Raw genomic sequence first — 17,149 nt, forward strand, 5'->3', positions numbered from 1 at the left:
ACCGTAGACGGGTCCTCGTCCCACGTCAACGAAATGTTCTCCGGTGAGTGACACGCATGGATACAGTGGCGTGATGGTCGAACCGATCTCCCGCCGGTCCCTGCTGCGCACCGCGGCGGCCGGCGCCGCGGCGGTCACCACCGGAGCCACCGCCACCGCCACCGCCGCACCCGCGACCGCCGGCGCCGGGGCCCGGGTTCCCGCCGCGGTCCGTGAACTCCTGGAGAAGATCCAGGCCGGCATGGCGGCATACCGGATTCCCGGCGTCGCCTACGGCCTCTACCACCAGGGCCGCGAATACGTGGGCGGCTTCGGCGTCACCGACGTGGCCGCGCCCGCCCCGGTCGACGGCGACACCGTCTTCCGGATCGCCTCCACCACCAAGACCTTCACCGGTACGGCCGTGATGCGGCTGACCGAACGCGGCCGGATCGACCTCGATCGCACCGTCCGCGCCTACCTGCCCGGCTTCCGGACCGCCACCTCCCCCGGGGTCACCGTGCGGCAGGTCCTCAACCACAGCGCCGGCTGGCTCGGCGACGTCTTCACCGACACCGGCAGCGGCGACGACACCCTGGCGAAATACGTGGCGGCGCTGGAGACGGTGCCGCAGCTGACCCCGCCCGGGACGGTGATGGCGTACAACAACGCCGCCATCGGCCTGGCCGGCCGGCTCATCGAGGTGACCACCGGCGCCGTCTACGAACGCGCCATGCGGTCCCTGGTGCTCGACCCGCTCCGGCTGCGGGGCACCGCGTTCACACTGGACGAACTGGCGGGCGCCACGGTGGCCATGCCGCACGGCTCCGACGCGTCCGGCAACCCGGTGTCGGTGCCGGAGGCGCTGGTCATCCCGCGCAGCCTGCACGCGGCCGGCGGTCTCTACTCCACGGCCCGCGACCAGCTGCGCTGGGCCCGCTTCCACCTCGGCGACGGCGACCCGCTGCTCACCCGGCGCTCACTACGGGCCATGCGGTGGCGGCCCGGCCCCGGCGGCACCCTGTTCGTCGAGGTCGACGGCTTCGGCGTCACCTGGATGCTGCGCCCCACCGCCGAGGGCCCGCGCGTCATCCAGCACGGCGGCGACCTGCCCGGCCAGCACTCCGGCTTCCTGCTCGTACCGGAACGCGGCCTCGCGCTCACCGTCCTCACCAACTCGGAGAGCGGCCCGGCCCTGCTCGCCGAACTGTTCGCCGACGACTGGGCGCTGACCCGCCTGGCCGGTCTGCACAACCTGCCGGCCACCCCGCGCCCGCTCACCCCCGCCCAGCTGTCCGGGTACGAGGGCCGTTACGTGGCCGAGCAGATCGGCTCCACCGGCGAGCAGGCGTCCATCACCCTCGACCTGGTCGCCGCGGGCGGCCGCCTGAGCGGCCGCGTCGACGGCACCGAGGCGATGGTGCTGCCGTTCTACCGTCGCGACCACGTGCTGGTGTGGGCCCCCGACGGCACCGACGCACACACCCGCGCCGACTTCGTCCGCGACCCGGACGGCTCGGTCGGCTGGCTCCGCTTCGGCGGCCGCCTCTTCCGGCGCACCCCACCCGGCCCGGCCGCCCTCCGCACCACCGCCAACACCCCGGCCCTGCTACCCGTCACCCTGCCCCACCCGGCCCGCCCCTGACGGCACCCGACCCGGCACAGCCCGCTCCGCCACCGACCGCACCCGACCCGGCGCGGCCCGAAAGACCGGGACCGCTCAGCGGCGGCGTTACCGTCGGCTCATGCCGCGGGGCCGGCGGTCAGTAGTTCTCGCCGGTCTGCTGACGGCGCTGGAGGCGGCGTTCCTCCAGCTTGCGCCAACGGTTGTAGACCAGGACCGCGGCCTCGACCGGCTCCGGCGCGCAGCCGGCCTTCCACTGCCGCGGCAGGAACGACTCGGCGCCCAGCCACAGCAGGTCACTCATCGGAACCGTGCCACCGTTCATCCGCATCAGCTCCTCCGCCACCTGAACCGCGTGATCGCTGCGGCGCCACATCTCGAGGCTGGAGCTGCCGTGCGTCAGCTCGTCGTGGTCGTCCGGATGCAGATCCATGTGCGCGTTTCGTCCTTCGTAGCTGCGTATTCGCAGGTCAGCGGGGGTGAATCCGCCACTCTGGTGCGCTGCCGCCGATCCTGTCAAGGCCGCCCGGACGAAGATCACGCCAAACCCCGGGACATATCGGTCACCCTGCCGCCGGCCACACCGCGCCGTTGGTCGCGGCCGACTCCTCCGCACCCACACCGCCTGCGGGTGCCGCTCGTCGACCTGGACGGTGGGCTGCACCCATTCTTGAAGATCACTCGTTCACCGCAGAGGAACTTCCCCGCGGGAGGACGATGTGAGTTTCTCGTTCCGGCACGGCGACGTCGCCGTCCACATCACCGTCGAGCCGGAGACCGGCGCGCACAGCGGATGCCGCCTGCCCGGCTCCGCCGGATCATCCGGTGAGACGATCCTCTACCCACCGTTGCACGCCGACCTGGTGCTGCCGGAGACCGACCCCGGTGAGGTCGAGCTGCACTACCGGCCCGGCCTCGGCAGCTGGCGGTCCGGTCTCAGCGAGGGCGAGTTCGCGCGTTACGCCGGCGTCCCGTACGGGCTGCTCGGCCGCCACCTGGTGATGTTCCTGTGCACCGAGGCGTTCCGCTGCCGCAGCCGCACCATCACGTTCCAGCCGCACCGGCTCTACGCGTTCCTGGCCGGCCTCGGCTCACTCTCCGAGTCGACCGTCGGCGGTGGCTGGTTCACCGAACTGGAGGACCAGCTGCACCGCACGCTGCGGCACGGCTGGGTCAACGAGGGCACCGGCGGCTCGGGCTTCCTGGTCAGCGGCCGCAGCCGCCAGACCCACGGCTTCCTCGACTCGTCGTCGGAATGCCCGCCGGTGATCACCCTGGAGGCCGAGTTCGCCAAGTCGGCGCTGCGCTGGATCCCGCTCGACGCCGACACCGTACGTACGCTGGGCCGCCACTCGTGCCTCGCCCTGGACGTCTACATCTGGCTCACCCTGGTCGGCACATACCTCGACGACGCCCGGCAGTTCCCCTGGCCGTCGCTGCTCGCCCGGTTCGGCGCGGCGGGCGAGGACCAGGCCGCCTTCCGCTCCCGGTTCGAGGCCTGCCTCAACGACATCCGCAAGGTCACTTCCCTGCCGCTGGTCACCGCCGACACCCCGGGCATCGAGATCCGCCCGGCGTCGTCGTGCGTCGGCTCCTTCCACCGCGCGTGGCCCCTCCCCCGCCCGGCCCCGGCATGATCAATGTCAGGCCGACCGCAACCAGGTGCGGACGGCCAGGGTGGCGCGGACGTCGTCCTCGTTGTAGGTCAGGAGGCGGGTGGCGGCCGCCCGGTCGCCCTGGCGGGCGGCGGCGTGCCAGGACTGGGACTGCAGGCCGCCCGGGTCGGGGTCGCGCCAGGTGTGGCCGGGGCCGTGGGTGGCCATCGCCTTGAGGCCGTGGCCGGCGCGGGAGTCCACGGTGGCGCGGACCAGTGGCAGCAGGTCGATCCAGCGGTCCGGGCCGGCGGGGCCGGACGGCAGGGGCGGGAAGCGGCGGGCCTGGCGGGGCTCGGGGGTGCCGTAGTGGAAGACCAGCAGGTCGGGGGTCTCCGCGGCCAGGCCGGTGAGACGGTCGAGGCAGCGGCGGGCGAGGAGTTCCTCGTCCCGGTCGGTGGTCACCCTCGGGTCGAAGAACGACTCGTAGCGGCTTGCGCCGTTCGACGTGATCAGCAGGCCCCACAGGTAGACGCGGTCGTCGGCGCCCCATTCGATGTCGATGTCGACCTCGACGGCGGCCCGGGGGACGTCGGCCCGTTCACGGCGGCGCACGATCAGGCCGGCGGCGGCCAGGCGGGCGGCGGTCACCGCCTTACGGAGACGGAAGGCGCGGGTACGCAGGTGCGGGACCTCGGCGCCGTACATGCCGGTGAGCAGGTTCTCCGGATCGCTGCCGGCCAGGTCCGTCACGGTGTGCACGCCGGCCGCGCGCAGGGCCAGGTATTCGCGGGCGCTGAGGGCGCCACGGAGGACGGCGCTCACGTCCGTACCGGGAAGGGTGTCGACACAGACCGGCGACCAGCGGCAGGTGGCGCACTCGGCCTGGCCGATCGGATCGACCAGCGGAAGCGGGTCGCCGGCGGCGCCGGTGCGGTGCCGGGCCACGTCGGCGACCCGGCGGCGGAAACCGTGTTCGTGGTCGTAGCGTTCCAGGGCGCTGCGGGTGGCGACGCCGGTGGTCCGGGAGAAGGTGCGGAAGGCGGGGGCCGTCAGGTCGTACCAGACGAGCAGCGGGTCGCCGGGGCGGTCGTCGCCGCAGATCGCGCCGCGCGGGTGGGTGGCCTGGTGGCCGCACGCCTCCAGCATCCGCCAGTAGTGGGCCAGCTGGAGCAGATCCTCCTCGCGCTGTCGCGCGCCGCCGTCCGGCAGCGGCACGGCGTCCTCGAAGGACGGCGCCTTGAGGGTACTGGCCAGGGCGTTGTCATATTTGCGGTCAAGGACGTGGTGGGCCTTGATGTCGGCCGGGTGGTAGCCGCCGCCGGTGTCACGGAGCAGGATGTCGGGCTTGCCGGTGCGGCCGCCGGCGACGTCGTCGGGGAGCCGGCCACCGACGATGACGGCCGCGCCGGCCCGCATGGCGCCGACCGTCGCGCCGATGTGCACGCGTTTGTCGCCGTCGAGGTCGCGCAGGTCGACGTAGCCGGGCAGGGCCAGTGCCGGCCAGGCGGTGAGGATCTCGGTCTCGAAGTCGACACCGGTGTCGTAGAGGGCCTGCAACTCGGGTGCGACCGGCAGCACCGGGCGGGGGACGGTGGGGTCGTAGTCGTTGTGGACGGCGCGCGGGCAGGACTTGGCCGCATAGCCGCCGAGCAGGATCGGCCGCAAGTCAGGGCTGCTCGGGGCGGAGCGTGCCGGTGACATCGCCGGCCACGTGGGCGGCGCCGGAGAGGGGACCTGTCACGGGCCCGACCCTACATGTTGATCAGCGTTCTCACGGCGGCGGCGCACAACAGTGTCACCACATCCCGGCCGGTTCCGGGCCCGGGTTCGCTGGGTGAGGACCACGCAGGCCAGGACGGCCAGGGCCGCGACGACGGCCGACGGCGCCAAGCGCTCGCCGAGCAGCAGGGCGGACCAGAGCAGGGTCAGGATCGGCTGGACCAGCTGGATCTGGCCGACCCGGGCGATGCCGCCCCGGGCCAGGCCCGCGTACCAGGCGAAGAACGCCAGGAACATCGAGATCACCGTGAGGTACGTGAAAGCCGCCCATGCCGTGGGACCCGCCTGCGGTGGATGGCTCCCGGCGGCGGCCAGGGTGAATGGGACGGTCACCGGGAGAGCCACGAGCAGGGCCCAGCAGATGGTGCGGGCGCCGCCCAGTTCCCGGGCGAGGGCGCCGCCCTCGGCGTAACCGAGGCCGCACAGGGCGATGGCCGCCAGCAGGTACAGGTCGGAAGTGGACAGTGTGCCGTGGACGGTTCCGCCGGCGGCCAGGAACGCCAGGACGGCCAGCAGCCCGGCGCCGCCGGCCAGCCAGAACGCGGGTGGTGGGCGCTCGCCGGCGCGCAGGACGGCCAGCACCGCGGTGGTGGCGGGCAGCAGGGTGACGACCACGGCGCCGTGCGAGGCGGTCTCGCTCGTCAGCGCCAGTGAGGTGAACAGCGGGAACCCGGCCACCACCCCCGCCGCCACGACGGCGAGCCGCCGCCACTGGGCCGCGGTCGGGCGGGGCGCCCGGGTGAGCCACAGGTAGGCCGCGGCGAGGACGGCCGCGCCGACCGCCCGGCCGAACGCCACGAACCACGGGTCCAGCTCCTGCACCGCCACCCGGGTGGCCGGTAGGGACAGGCTGAAACCGAGCACTCCCAGGGCTCCGGCCGTTATCGCGCCGGCGACAGTAGCGTTACTCTTGTCCCTCATGGGTAACAGTAACGCAGCCGATCGGGTCGTCCAAGATCTACGAGTGCTGGCGGGCACCGCCACGGCCGGGACACGGCTGCCGTCGGTGCGTGAGCTGACCCTCCGGCACCAGGCCTCCCCGGTCACCGTGGCCGAGGCGATCCGGCAGCTCGTGGCGGAAGGGCTGGTGGAGACCAGGCCCGGGCGGGGCACCTTCGTGGCGGCCCGCCCCGGCCCGGCGGCGGCGCCCGACCTGTCCTGGCAGACGGTGGCGCTGGGCCCCCGGCGGTTCGGCGAGGAGGAGATGCAGGCGTTACTGGCGTTACCGCCGTCCGGCGCGATCCCGCTGTCCGGCGGTTACCTGGACGCCGATCTGCAACCGGCCGCCGCGCTCGGGGCGGCGCTGGCCCGGGCCGCCCGTCAGCCGGCCGCGTGGCAGCGGGGGCCGGTCGAGGGGCGGGAGGATCTGCGGGCCTGGTTCGCCCGGGAGGCCGGTGGCGGACTGCGCGCCGACGACATGGTGATCTGCCCGGGCGGTCAGGCGGCGCTGTCGTCGACGTTGCGGGCGCTGACCGGGCCGGGCGACACCCTGCTCGTCGAGTCGCCCACCTATCTCGGGGCGCTGGCCGCCGCCCACGCCACCGGGCTGCGTGTGGTGCCGGTGCCGGCCGACCACGACGGGGTGCGGCCCGACCAGCTGGCGGCGGCGTTCGCCCGCACCGGGGCGCGGCTGTTCTACTGCCAGCCGCTGTTCGCGAACCCGACCGGCGCGACCCTCTCCCCCGCCCGGCGGCCGGAGGTGCTCGCCGCCGTGCAGGACGCCGGGGCGTTCCTGATCGAGGACGACTACGCCCGCGACCTGGCCATCGACGGGGACCCGCCCGCACCGCTGGCGTCGGCCGACCCGCACGGTCACGTCATCCACCTGCGGTCGCTGACCAAGTCGGCGGCGCCGGGGCTGCGGGTCGCCGCGCTCGGGGCGCGCGGTCCGGCGGGAGCACGGCTGCGGGCCGCCCGGCTGCTCGACGACTTCTTCGTGTCCGGGCCGTTGCAGCAGGCCACTGTGGAGTTCGTGACCAGCCCGGCGTGGGGGCGGCATCGTCGCGGGCTGCGGGCCGAGCTGGGCAATCGACGGGCGGCTCTGCTCGATGCGCTACGGCGGCATCTGCCCGGCCTGGTGCCGGCGGTGGTCCCGCGCGGGGGCCTGCATCTGTGGGTCCGGCTGCCGGACGGGGCCGACGACGTGGCGGTGGCCGCTGCCGCCGCTGCCGCCGGGGTGATCGTCTTTCCCGGGCGGGCCTGGCACGCGACCGAGCCGCCCGGGCCGTTCCTGCGGCTGACCTATGCGGCCACCGGGGCGGAGACGATGGACGAGGCGGTCCAGCGCCTCCGCCGGGTGTTGCTCTGAGCCGGAGTGGGCAGGTCAGCCCGGCGGGCGCGGCAGACGCCCGCGTTCGCGGCGGCTCGCGGGGTGGGGCGGTACCGGGCCTGACCCGTACGATAAATGGGTTTTGTCAGGTTCCGCAGAAGGTCCGATAGGTGCCGAAGTCCGGCGGAGCCGGGGCCGCGAAGCGGGCCAGTTCGGGGCGCTCGTCGAAGGGTGACGTGACCGCCTCGAGGAGGTGGTGGACCTCGGCGTCGGCCAGGGCTTCCTCGACCAGGTGATTCCGGGGGATGTAGATGGGATTGACCCGGTTCATCGCCTCGGTGTCGGGGTTCTCGGCCCGCCAGCGGTCGACCCATTCACCGGACTCCTCGCCCGCGGCCAGCCTGCGGAAGAACGAGGTGAAATCGGCCTTCTCGGCGGCCAGGTGGGCGAGAAGGTCCTCGGCCAGCGGGGCGTTGCCGGTCCTGAGGCCCAGCTTGGCGCTCATGCCGGTGATCGTGGCGGCGGCGTAGCGGGTGCGGAACGCCCCCAGTGCCTCGGTGGCCAGGACGATCGCCTTCTCCTGGTCGTCGTCGAAGAGCGGCAGCAGCGACTCGGCGAGGCGGGCCAGGTTCCACTGGGCGATCGCCGGCTGGTTGCCGTAGGCGTAGCGGCCCGTCTCGTCGATCGAGCTGAACACGGTGGCCGGGTCGAAGGCGTCCATGAAGGCGCACGGACCGTAATCGATGGTCTCGCCGGAGATGGTCATGTTGTCGGTGTTCATCACACCGTGGACGAACCCGGTGAGCATCCACTTCGCGATCAGTTCGGCCTGCGCGCCCACCACCGCCTGGAACAGCTCCAGCGCGTTCCCGGCGTGCGGATGGTGACGGGCGATCGCGTGGTCGGCGAGGCGGCGCAGCAGGTCGGCGTCACCGGTGGCGCGGGCGTACTGGAAACTGCCCACCCGCAGATGGCCGGCCGCGACCCGGGTGAGGACGGCGCCCGGGGCCAGGTTCTCCCGGACGATGCTCTTCCCGGTGGCGACGACCGCGAGGGAACGGGTGGTCGGGATGCCGAGGGCGTGCATGGCCTCGCTGACCACGTACTCGCGGAGCATCGGGCCGACCGCGGCCAGGCCGTCGCCGCCGCGCGCCCACGGGGTGCGGCCGGAACCCTTGAGGTGGATGTCACGCCCGTGCAGCTCGCCGAGCAGCAGGGCGCGGCCGTCGCCGAGGCGTGGCGAGTAGCCGCCGAACTGGTGGCCGGCGTAGGCCTGGGCCACCGGTTTCGCCTGCTCCGGGAGGTTGGTGCCGGTGAGGAAGCGGACGCCGTCGGGGGTCTCCAGCCAGTCCGGGTCGAGGCCGAGCTCCTCCGCCAGGGGGCGGTTGAGGATCAGCAGGCGCGGACCGGGCGGGTCAGCGGCCCGCCAGGGGGTCGCCATCTCCGGGAAGGTGTCGGCGAAGACGGAGGTCAGGGGGATGGCGGGGGCGGCGCTCACCCGATCGAGACTACGTCGGAAGCCGCGGGCCCAGCGCCCCCGGTTCGCCGGGCCCTGGCCCGCCGGGGCAGGACCCCTCCAGGGCGCCGAGATCAATGCATGGCCGTGGTGCACCACCTGCACGGGAAGGGCGTTGTACTGCGACTCGGGCATTTCGCCGAACGGCGATGAACTGGTCACGATCGTTCTCCGTATTCCCATTTGGAACCTGACTGATCGTGATTGCCATTTCACCGTCGGCTACACGGTCAGCGTGTTGAGAGTTCCGGGGAGGAGCCGGCCGGCGCGCCGGCCGCCTCTGGTGGGCACTGTCGCGAGCCGGACACCGCCATCGGTACGAGTTCCGCCTTACCGTGTCGGAGTTGCTCCGTTTACGCGCCGAACCGGTCGCGGCGGCGGAGGAACTGCGGGAAATCGGTCACTCGAACGGGCGTTTAGTGGTTCCACGCTGCGGATACGGGGTCGCCGACAAGGCCCGAACACCCGTATGATCCTCCAACTTTGAGATCTAGAGGTGTGTGCATGCGTGAGTTCTCCGTTCCCGAGCGATTGGGCGGCTTCGGCGTGCTCGTCGCGGTGGGGGCGGCGGTCTGGCCGACGGTCACCGCCCGTACCGGCTTGGGTCTGCCGTGTCTGTTGCGGACGCTGACCGGTGTGCCGTGCCCGGGGTGCGGTATGACGACTGCCGCCGTGGCGCTGGTGCGCGGCCAGGTCGAGACGGCTTTCCAGGCCAACCCTCTGATCTTCGGTCTGGCGGCGTTCACTGCCGTCGCCGGCCCGCTCGTGGCGCTACGTGCCGCGGGCGTGCTGCAACCGCCACGCTCGTGGTCGTCCGCGCGACGGCGACAGGTGGGCTGGCTCGCCGGGCTGACCGCCCTGGCGAGCTGGATATTTCAACTGCACCGGCTCGGATGAGCCGACCCCCTACGAAGGAAACGAATATGAGCTACCCGCCTCCGCCCCCGAACGACCCCTACGGCAACCAGACCCCGCCGCCCCCGCCCTACGGTGGCGCGCCCTACGGTGGCGCCCCCTACGGCGGCCCGGCCGTCAACTACGCCAACTGGGGCCAGCGCGTCGGTGCCTACCTGATCGACGGCATCATCACGGCGCCGTTCGGCATCCTCGCCTCCACTCTGGGCCAGGGCACCGACGAGAACGGCCTGCCCACGGTCAACGCCTTCTACTGGATCTTCCAGCTGCTGGCGTTCGTCGTGTCGGGTTACAACCGCTGGTACCTCGCCGGCAAGACCGGGCAGAGCTGGGGCAAGAAGGCGCTGGGCCTCACGCTGGTGGACGTCAACTCGGGCCAGCCGATCGGCGCCGGCAAGGCGTTCCTGCGTGACCTCGCGCACATCATCGACGGCCTCATCTGCCTGATCGGCTACCTGTTCCCGCTGTGGGACGCGAAGCGCCAGACCATCGCTGACAAGATCGTCAGCACGGTCGTCACCCGCTGATTCAGCTGATGGCCTGACGGCCCGCCCGGCGCCTGGTTGCGCTGGGCGGGCCGTCTCGCTGTTCGCGTCGTTCTTCCGGGGTACGGCGCCGACCCGCGGCGGGAGTCAGCGGCCGAGGCAGAAGCGGGCCAGTTCGGTGGCTCCGCTGGGGTCTATCCACTCGAAGGTGCCCCGTAGCAGGTCGGCTCGCTGGTCGACGGTGGTGATGGTGGCGGTCATCTCGCCCCACGGCATGGTGACGTGCAGGAGGATGCGCTCGATGCCGTACGGCAGGGCCGGCAGGTTGTCGTCGGTCGTGGCTCTCAGCAGGAGGCCGTCGGTGGAGATGTCCTCCACCCGGCCGGTGATCGGCACCCGCTGGCGGCCGTCGATGGTCTCGATCTCGGCGGTGCCGATGGCCGGGTAGTTGCCGGGGCGGCGGGCGGCGGCCCGGCGCTGGACCACGTCGGTGGGGGCGTCGCCGATGACGGTGAGCTGGTCGTTGCGCAGTTCGGCCTCGACCCAGGTGACGCCGGAGGCGGTGACGAGTTCGAGGATGCCGATGCGGCGCACGCCGGGTCCGTCGAGGCTGAGCACCGGGATGGGCGGGAGTTCGGCGAGGAACGGCGCGCTCACCTCGGCCAGCGAGACGAGGACGATGGGTTGGGTGTCCGGGCAGCGCATGGTGAGACTGCTGCCCGCCGGAACGGTGATCATCGCCCCTCCCGGGTGAAAGGCCGCCGACGAACCGACCCTACCGGCCGCCGGGAGCCCTCACCGGGCGATTCGGTGGTCAGGCCTCGGGCAGGCGGATGTCGTCGACCTTGACGGTGCAGTCGCTGACGTGCAGACCGTAGCGTTCGACGGCCTCGATGACCTCGTGGCGGACGTTGGCGGTCACGTCGGAGACCACCTCGCCCGCGTTGATCACCAGGATGACGGTGATCTCGACGTCGGTGCCGTCCACCTTGGCCCAGACGCCGCGGGTGGCGTCGCCGACCTTGTCCAGGCCGATCTTGTCGAGCACCGAGTTGAGGAAGCGGGCCACGTCGCCGCCGAGTTCGGCGACGCCGGGAACGGATTTGGCCGCGGAGGCGGCGATCTTCTCGATCACCTCGCGCTCGAACTTGGTGTCGCCGCGGTAGGCGGCCACCTCGATGACCTCGGCCCCGCCGTGCTGCGGTGGCACGGCCGGAACCACGGCCGGCAGGTAGAACTCCTGCGTCCGGTCCGCGTGGAATTCGGCCTCGTCACTCATATCCGTCCCTCTGCCTGTGCCTTTCGGAAACCAGGCGAGAGCCTACTAGTGAGTCTCGCTCACACCTCTCACGGACTCGTGCCAGTCATGTGTCGGACCGCCGACTTCTGCGGCCCGGCAGCCCCGCTCATCGCTGACACGATAGCGCGCCTGTTGCGATAGTGTGTGAGACACACTATGGTGAGTGGCATGACAATGGATGCGACGCTCTCCGGTCACCTGCAGGAGCTGCGCCGCGGCACGGTCGTCGTCGCGAGCCTCACCGTCCTCCGCGAGCCGGGGTATGGGTACTCGCTGCTCGAAACGCTGAGCACGGCCGGGTTCGAGGTGGAGGCGAACACGCTCTACCCGCTGCTGCGGCGACTGGAGGCGCAGGGCCTGCTGACCAGTTCGTGGAACACCGATGAGGCACGGCCGCGCAAGTTCTACCGCACCACCGAGCAGGGCGATGCCATCGCGGCCGCGCTGCGCGACGAGTGGGTGCGGCTGGACAAGGCGATCGGAGACCTGGACCACCCCGCCGGCACCGATTCAAGGAGTGAGAAGTGACCACCAGCCTCATCGACCGTTACGTCTTCACCGTGCTGCGCCGGGTTCCGGAGGGGCAGCGCTCGGACATCGAGCGGGAGTTGCGCACGTCCATCGAGGACGCGGTGGACGCCCGGATCGACGGCGGCCAGGACCGGGCGGCCGCGGTCGAGCAGACCCTGCTGGAGCTGGGCGACCCGGACCGGCTGGCCGACGGGTACGCGGACCGCCCCCACTACCTGATCGGCCCGGTCTTCTACCCGGTCTGGCAGCGGATCATCGTCATGCTGCTCTCCATCGTCTTGCCGATCGTGGTCGCCGTCATGGTGGTCATCCGGATCCTGGAGGACGCCTCGATCGGCGAGGTGATCGGGACCGCGGTCGGCACGGCGCTGACGGCCGGCGCGCACATGGTGTTCTGGGTGACGCTGACCTTCGCGATCCTGGAGCGCACCGGGGTGGCCCGGGGCGAGATGCGCGGCCGGGCCTGGTCGCCGGCCGATCTGCCGCGTTACGAGCCGGGCGCTCCGACGCCGGTGCAGCTGGTCGCCACTCTCGGATGGGCGGTGCTGCTGATCGCCGTCATCGTGCTCCAGCAGTTCGCGTTCACCGAGGTGCCCGTGCTGGATCCGGCGAACTGGTCGTTCTGGTGGCCGTACCTGATCGGGGTGTTGATCCTGGAGGGCGTCTACTCCGTCTGGCTGTTCCGTCGCGGCGCCTGGTCCCGCACGGTGGCGGTGGTGAACGCGGTGCTCGCGGCGATGTTCGCGATCCCGGTGACGTGGCTGGCCGCGAACGAGCGGTTCTTCAACCCGGAGTGGGTCGCCACCCTGGACTGGGGCGCCACGGACCCGCTGGCCTGGCTGACCGGCATCACGATCTGCATCGCGGTGGGCGGCGCGCTCTACGACGTCGTCGAGGTGGCGGTGCGCGCCGAGCGTGCCCGCCGGGGACTGGCGACGCCGGTGCCGGGCACCGGGCGGGAGTTCAGCGCCCCGCTGTCCTGACGGTTCGGGAGGGTCGCGGCAAGAAGGGGGAAAGATTGCCCTCAGGTCGCCCTGCGCCGTGCCGATTCTCGCGGCACTGCCGGAGAGAGGCACGGTCTGCAACGTGGCCAGGGCAATCGCTCCGCCGGTCCCAGACACGGATGTTCGGGAAGGAAGCGACCCCCCATGACGAAGGTTGCCGCACATGGCATGCCGGTACGCCACGATGAGTGGAAGCCGGTGAATCCACAGCTGGACAGTGTGATCCGCAAGTACATCGACGAGGCGCGGCGTACCGTGTCCGATTCCACCGGCAACTCCGCGACGCTCACGGGCGGCGCGCTGGTCCTGGTGGGGCTCGGGCTGATCCTGGCCATCGGCAGCGGCAATCCGGTGCTGGCGATCGCTCTCGTGGTGGTGCTGGCGCTGGGCGGGATGGCCTACACCGGGATGAAGTCGCCGCCGCTGAAGGTGGATCAGTTGCGGATCCTGCGGTCGCTGGGCGGTCCGGGCAACCTGCCGGCCGGGTATCTGGTGCATCCGCTGGCCTGGCGGGCCGGGTTGCCGGAGTACCTGGCCGGTATCCCGGAGCGGCGGATACGGATCGCGGTCGAGCTGTGCCGCACGCACCCGGGCGCGATCAACGACCTGCTGAGAATGGTGGAACGGGCCGAGTGGTTCGTCGCCGAGAACAAGCCCGGCAACGACTTCACCGAGGCGGGCCGGGAGGCGGAGATCCTGAGGATCGCGACCCAGACCGCGGAGGAGCACGTTCTGCGGGTGGCGGCGATGGCCAGCGCGGCCGGCAGCGGCAAGAAGGGCAAGAAGAAAAAGAAATAGTGGTGAACGACAGGGCGCCCCGGCGATGCCGGGGCGCCCTGTCGTGCCTTGAGGTCTCCCGGCGGCAACGCCCGGCGGGCGCGCCGCGGGCCGGACCCGGCAGCGCCTCGCGGGTCTGCACGATCGGGTACGGGTAGGCGTACCGGAAATGCTCTGAAGGGTGATACGCGCCGAGCGCAACCGGACAGCGGGGTGGAAACGGTCCATCGGGGGCTTAAGTTGATCTTCCCGGGCGGACAGAATCGGCCTCAAGAACGCCTCGCCGAGCCGATCGGAGCGACCGATGACGATGGGTGCCCGGACCGAGACGGTCGCGGAGCTCGACGGGACGGCCGTCGGCGGGTGGGTCCGGCGGCTGGCCGGCAACACCGCCCCGCGGCGTAATCATTGGCACACCCGGCAGATCTACTACCGGGCGGCGGAGGCGCTGCTGGACGCGCCGGCCGAGCTGACCTGGAAGAGCATCGTGGAGCAGGCCGGGCCGCGCGGGTCGCGGAGCACGTTCTACGAGGTGGCGGGCGGGCACGCGCGGCACCGGATGGTCGACGACCTGATCGGGGACGGGCGGCCCGGGGTGATCGAGATCGCGCTGCGGTACCTGCGGACCGATCCGGTGGTGCAGCTGCTCGACGAGACCAAGGTGTGGTCGTTCTGGGACATCCGCCAGGAGGCGATGCGGCAGCTCAGCGACCGGATGCCGGTGGATGAGATGGAGCGGGTGCTGACCGCCTCGGTGGCCGGATGGGCCAGGCTGCGGCCGGCGCTGGCGCGGGCCGGCGGGTGCACGCCGCCCGCCTGTGCGGTGGAGGATCTGACCGTGCTGCACCGCGGGCACCTGTCCGGCACGGAGGCGCTCGCGCGCCTTACCGAGGTGGTCCGCGCGGCCTGATCCGGCTCACCCGCCGTCCCGTCCGCCAGTTCTAGGTGTGCGCCGCAGACGGTATGAGAAGAGGCCGGGATGATCAGTCATCATTTGTTCATGATCGAAGATCGCGACCGGTAGCCCTCTCATGGAACTCACCCCGGGGCAGGAGGAGCGGATCCGGCGTCTTCTCGAGGAGGCGCTGGCGGAGGCCGCCCGTGTCGCCCTCGAACAGCACGACGCGGCGGAGGTCGGGAAGTTCGCCGCCGACCGCCGCCGCGCTCTCGAACGGTTGCTATCCGGGCCCGCGCACGATCCGCAGGACCCGCTGGACCAGGGCGGTGACGGCGGCGGGATCGCCGAGCACGGTTGACAGCCGGTCCTCGGCGAGTGAACCCCCGCCCGGGGCGCGGTCGATCTCGTCGGCGCCGCTGCCGTTGAGGAACAGGGTGGTGAGGACGGTGACCACGGTGACGGTCGGGTCCTCGTCACGGCTCAGCCGGGCCCGGATCGCCTCGACGGCGAGGGCGGCCAGGTCCGCGAACCGGGCCTCGCCGGCCTCGGCCGCGTCGAGCACCAGCAGCGGGCGGGGTTCGCCGATCCGCTCCCCCGGCGAGCCGCCGACCGGGGTGGTCTTGCGGCCGAGGGGGCGTTCGACGTTGCGCTCGTACCAGTCGGGGCGGCGGCGCATCACCGCGAGGACCCGGTCGATGTCGGCCTGCACCCGGGCCGGGGTGCTGCCCCGGTGATCGCCGGTGTGGTCGGCGCGGTCGCGGGCCCAGCTGTCCAGTGGCCACACGGTGACGCCGACGCCGCCGGGCAGACCCACCCAGGTGAGGATCTTGAGGGCCAGCTCGCGCAGCCACGGATCGCCGAGCCCCTCGGACAGCGTCTTGGTCATCCGCGGGCGCTGGAGGGCGCCCTGCTCGCCGCGCCGCCGCCGGTGGCCGTCGATGGCGGCGTTCTGCGCGCGGCGGGCCAGCCAGCCCTCCAGGTCGGTGATCGGCTGGGTGACGGCGAGCAGGTGCTCGGCCACCGCTTCAAGATCATCGTGAAAGCCGTCCAGACAGGACTCCTCCATGTGCCGCAGCCCGTGACTACAGGCGTTGTGCCCCCGGTTACGGGCGATGCGACGGGTGATCACGTCGTAGACGATCGGATAGGCCACCTCGTAGGCGGCCGGAAGCAGGCGCCGTCGCTCCTCCTGGGACAGGGCGCCCAGCAGGCCCGTCTCGGCGAGGCGGCGCAGGCGGGCCCGGTCCGCGGCCGTGCTGCGCCGCTGGCGCGGGATCCGTGTCCGGCCCGGCCCAGCATTCATACTGTAACTCTCTGTGACCCTATCCCCCCAGATCATCGGCCCATACTGGACTCTGGGAAATCCGGATCGCGGCAACTCAGTGGCCATATTTCTGGCCGTCGCACTGGCCATCGAGGACATTCTCAACTCGATGACAATCCGTAGTTTTCCGGGATCACGGTCACCGGCGGTGTGCTAGCCGACACAAATATGCACTACGGTCAGTCTGTTGTATAGCCGAAGGACGACCATGGCCGACTCCGATCTGTACCACGAGCTGAAGAGACTCCGCCGGGGCCGGGGCGTGGAGCGCCTCGGGCTGGGCGGATTCCTCGGGCCGGAGATCCGCCGCCGCTGCCGGCTCGGCACGCACGAACGCGAGAACCGGGTGCACGCGGCGGTCGGGACGCTGCTGCGGGAGCTCGCCGCCGACCTGGCGCCGGACATCCGGCAGGCCGCCATGCTCGCGTTCGCACTGGACCGCGACTCCCGCTTCCCCACCCTCCTCGACCGCGAGCAGCGCCTGGCCGACCTCCAGAAGGTGTCGGTGCGCACCGCCCGGCGGCGGATCGACGACGCGGTGGCGCTGATGGCCCAGGCCGGCGAGAAGACCCCGGAGCCGCCCGCCGATCCGGCGAACGGCTCCGGCTGGCGGGTGTCGTCGCTGCGCGCCCTGTTCCGGCTGGACACCGCGACACCCGAGCTGTACGAGATGCGCACCATCGTGGCCACCCGCGAGATAGACGAGATCGTGATCCGGATCGGCCTGCCGGAGTCCCCCGCCGAGGTCGGCCCGCCGGCGGTGGACGCGCTGTTCGGCGCCCGGGTGCGGGCAATGGAGCCGAACGGCAGCGGCCAGCGGGTCGCCCTCGAACTCCCCGGCAAGATGCAGCCCGGCGACATACACGAATTCTGGCTGCGGGTCACGCTGGCGCCCGGGCAGCCGATCTGGCCGTACTACGCGATCGTGCCGCTCGACCCGTGCGAGTCCGGGAGGGTGCGGGTCCGGTTCGGGGCACGCCGGCCGGCCGAGGTGTGGCTGCTCGACGAGGTGCCGTACACCGATCTGCGCAACCGGCCGCCCGGGCGTGCCGTGATCGAGCCGTCCGCGCTGGGCGAGGTGGTCCGCGACTTCCACAATCTGCGCGAGGGCCACGGGTACGGCCTGGCCTGGACGCCGCTGTCCGTCAGCTAG

At 72.0% G+C, this 17,149-nt stretch carries 18 protein-coding genes; 11 read left to right on the forward strand and 7 right to left on the reverse strand.

The window, feature by feature from the left end:
- Positions 1–73 precede the first annotated feature (73 nt).
- Positions 74–1,624: a serine hydrolase domain-containing protein gene (locus BJ964_RS45470; RefSeq protein WP_188126457.1), complete on the forward strand. Its 1,551-nt coding sequence runs from the start codon at positions 74–76 to the stop codon at positions 1,622–1,624.
- Positions 1,625–1,742: 118 nt separating this feature from the next.
- Here the strand turns inward: BJ964_RS45470 and BJ964_RS45475 are convergent, their stop codons facing one another.
- A complete protein-coding gene (locus BJ964_RS45475; protein WP_188126458.1) occupies positions 1,743–2,036 on the reverse strand; it encodes a hypothetical protein in 294 nt (97 codons plus the stop codon).
- A 286-nt stretch (positions 2,037–2,322) separates the two neighbouring features.
- On the opposite strand from BJ964_RS45475, the gene BJ964_RS45480 reads away from it, so the two are divergent.
- Positions 2,323–3,240: a replication initiation protein gene (locus BJ964_RS45480; RefSeq protein ID WP_188126459.1), complete on the forward strand. Its 918-nt coding sequence runs from the start codon at positions 2,323–2,325 to the stop codon at positions 3,238–3,240.
- A 6-nt stretch (positions 3,241–3,246) separates the two neighbouring features.
- Here the strand turns inward: BJ964_RS45480 and BJ964_RS45485 are convergent, their stop codons facing one another.
- The gene (locus BJ964_RS45485; protein ID WP_188126460.1) at positions 3,247–4,863 is read right to left on the reverse strand and encodes a TM0106 family RecB-like putative nuclease; all 1,617 of its coding nucleotides are present in this window, start codon (positions 4,861–4,863) and stop codon (positions 3,247–3,249) included.
- A 72-nt stretch (positions 4,864–4,935) separates the two neighbouring features.
- Positions 4,936–5,898, reverse strand: coding sequence for a DMT family transporter (locus BJ964_RS45490; protein ID WP_188126461.1), 963 nt, complete (start codon positions 5,896–5,898; stop codon positions 4,936–4,938).
- On the opposite strand from BJ964_RS45490, the gene BJ964_RS45495 reads away from it, so the two are divergent.
- Positions 5,897–7,285: an aminotransferase-like domain-containing protein gene (locus BJ964_RS45495; RefSeq protein ID WP_188126462.1), complete on the forward strand. Its 1,389-nt coding sequence runs from the start codon at positions 5,897–5,899 to the stop codon at positions 7,283–7,285. The two genes, BJ964_RS45490 and BJ964_RS45495, sit on opposite strands and share 2 nt — an antisense overlap.
- A gap of 106 nt (positions 7,286–7,391) precedes the next feature.
- Here BJ964_RS45495 and BJ964_RS45500 read toward each other — a convergent pair whose 3' ends face one another.
- Positions 7,392–8,744: a protein adenylyltransferase SelO gene (locus BJ964_RS45500; protein ID WP_229807151.1), complete on the reverse strand. Its 1,353-nt coding sequence runs from the start codon at positions 8,742–8,744 to the stop codon at positions 7,392–7,394.
- A gap of 522 nt (positions 8,745–9,266) precedes the next feature.
- Between BJ964_RS45500 and BJ964_RS45505 the strand changes: the two genes are divergently transcribed.
- Both BJ964_RS45505 and BJ964_RS45510 read left to right on the forward strand, forming a co-directional pair.
- On the forward strand, positions 9,267–9,659 hold the full coding sequence (locus BJ964_RS45505) for a DUF2752 domain-containing protein (RefSeq protein ID WP_188126463.1): 393 nt from the start codon (positions 9,267–9,269) through the stop codon (positions 9,657–9,659).
- 26 nt (positions 9,660–9,685) lie between these two features.
- Complete coding sequence (locus BJ964_RS45510; RefSeq protein ID WP_188126464.1) at positions 9,686–10,204, forward strand: RDD family protein; 519 nt, start codon at positions 9,686–9,688, stop codon at positions 10,202–10,204.
- A gap of 105 nt (positions 10,205–10,309) precedes the next feature.
- Here BJ964_RS45510 and BJ964_RS45515 read toward each other — a convergent pair whose 3' ends face one another.
- Both BJ964_RS45515 and BJ964_RS45520 read right to left on the reverse strand, forming a co-directional pair.
- Positions 10,310–10,900: a hypothetical protein gene (locus tag BJ964_RS45515; protein WP_188126465.1), complete on the reverse strand. Its 591-nt coding sequence runs from the start codon at positions 10,898–10,900 to the stop codon at positions 10,310–10,312.
- Positions 10,901–10,976: 76 nt separating this feature from the next.
- Positions 10,977–11,441 (reverse strand): Asp23/Gls24 family envelope stress response protein, encoded by a 465-nt coding sequence (locus tag BJ964_RS45520; protein WP_188126466.1) that lies wholly within the window; start codon positions 11,439–11,441, stop codon positions 10,977–10,979.
- Between the two features lie 189 nt (positions 11,442–11,630).
- On the opposite strand from BJ964_RS45520, the gene BJ964_RS45525 reads away from it, so the two are divergent.
- The 5 genes from BJ964_RS45525 (at position 11,631) to BJ964_RS45545 (ending at position 15,030) form a co-directional block, all read left to right on the forward strand.
- The gene (locus BJ964_RS45525; protein WP_188126467.1) at positions 11,631–11,990 is read left to right on the forward strand and encodes a PadR family transcriptional regulator; all 360 of its coding nucleotides are present in this window, start codon (positions 11,631–11,633) and stop codon (positions 11,988–11,990) included.
- A complete protein-coding gene (locus BJ964_RS45530) occupies positions 11,987–12,976 on the forward strand; it encodes a permease prefix domain 1-containing protein (protein ID WP_188126468.1) in 990 nt (329 codons plus the stop codon). Before BJ964_RS45525 ends, BJ964_RS45530 begins: the two co-directional genes overlap by 4 nt.
- Before the next feature lie 165 nt (positions 12,977–13,141).
- Entirely contained in the window at positions 13,142–13,795 is a 654-nt protein-coding gene (locus BJ964_RS45535; RefSeq protein WP_188126469.1) for a hypothetical protein, read from the forward strand.
- A 283-nt stretch (positions 13,796–14,078) separates the two neighbouring features.
- Positions 14,079–14,684 (forward strand): hypothetical protein, encoded by a 606-nt coding sequence (locus BJ964_RS45540; RefSeq protein WP_229807150.1) that lies wholly within the window; start codon positions 14,079–14,081, stop codon positions 14,682–14,684.
- A gap of 121 nt (positions 14,685–14,805) precedes the next feature.
- Entirely contained in the window at positions 14,806–15,030 is a 225-nt protein-coding gene (locus BJ964_RS45545) for a hypothetical protein (RefSeq protein ID WP_188126470.1), read from the forward strand.
- On the opposite strand, the gene BJ964_RS45550 is transcribed toward BJ964_RS45545, so the two are convergent.
- Positions 14,953–15,975: a hypothetical protein gene (locus BJ964_RS45550; protein ID WP_188126471.1), complete on the reverse strand. Its 1,023-nt coding sequence runs from the start codon at positions 15,973–15,975 to the stop codon at positions 14,953–14,955. The two genes, BJ964_RS45545 and BJ964_RS45550, sit on opposite strands and share 78 nt — an antisense overlap.
- A gap of 229 nt (positions 15,976–16,204) precedes the next feature.
- Between BJ964_RS45550 and BJ964_RS45555 the strand changes: the two genes are divergently transcribed.
- Positions 16,205–17,149: a hypothetical protein gene (locus tag BJ964_RS45555; protein WP_188126472.1), complete on the forward strand. Its 945-nt coding sequence runs from the start codon at positions 16,205–16,207 to the stop codon at positions 17,147–17,149.

Origin of the sequence: Actinoplanes lobatus (genome assembly GCF_014205215.1) — a bacterium.
Lineage (GTDB): Bacteria > Actinomycetota > Actinomycetes > Mycobacteriales > Micromonosporaceae > Actinoplanes > Actinoplanes lobatus.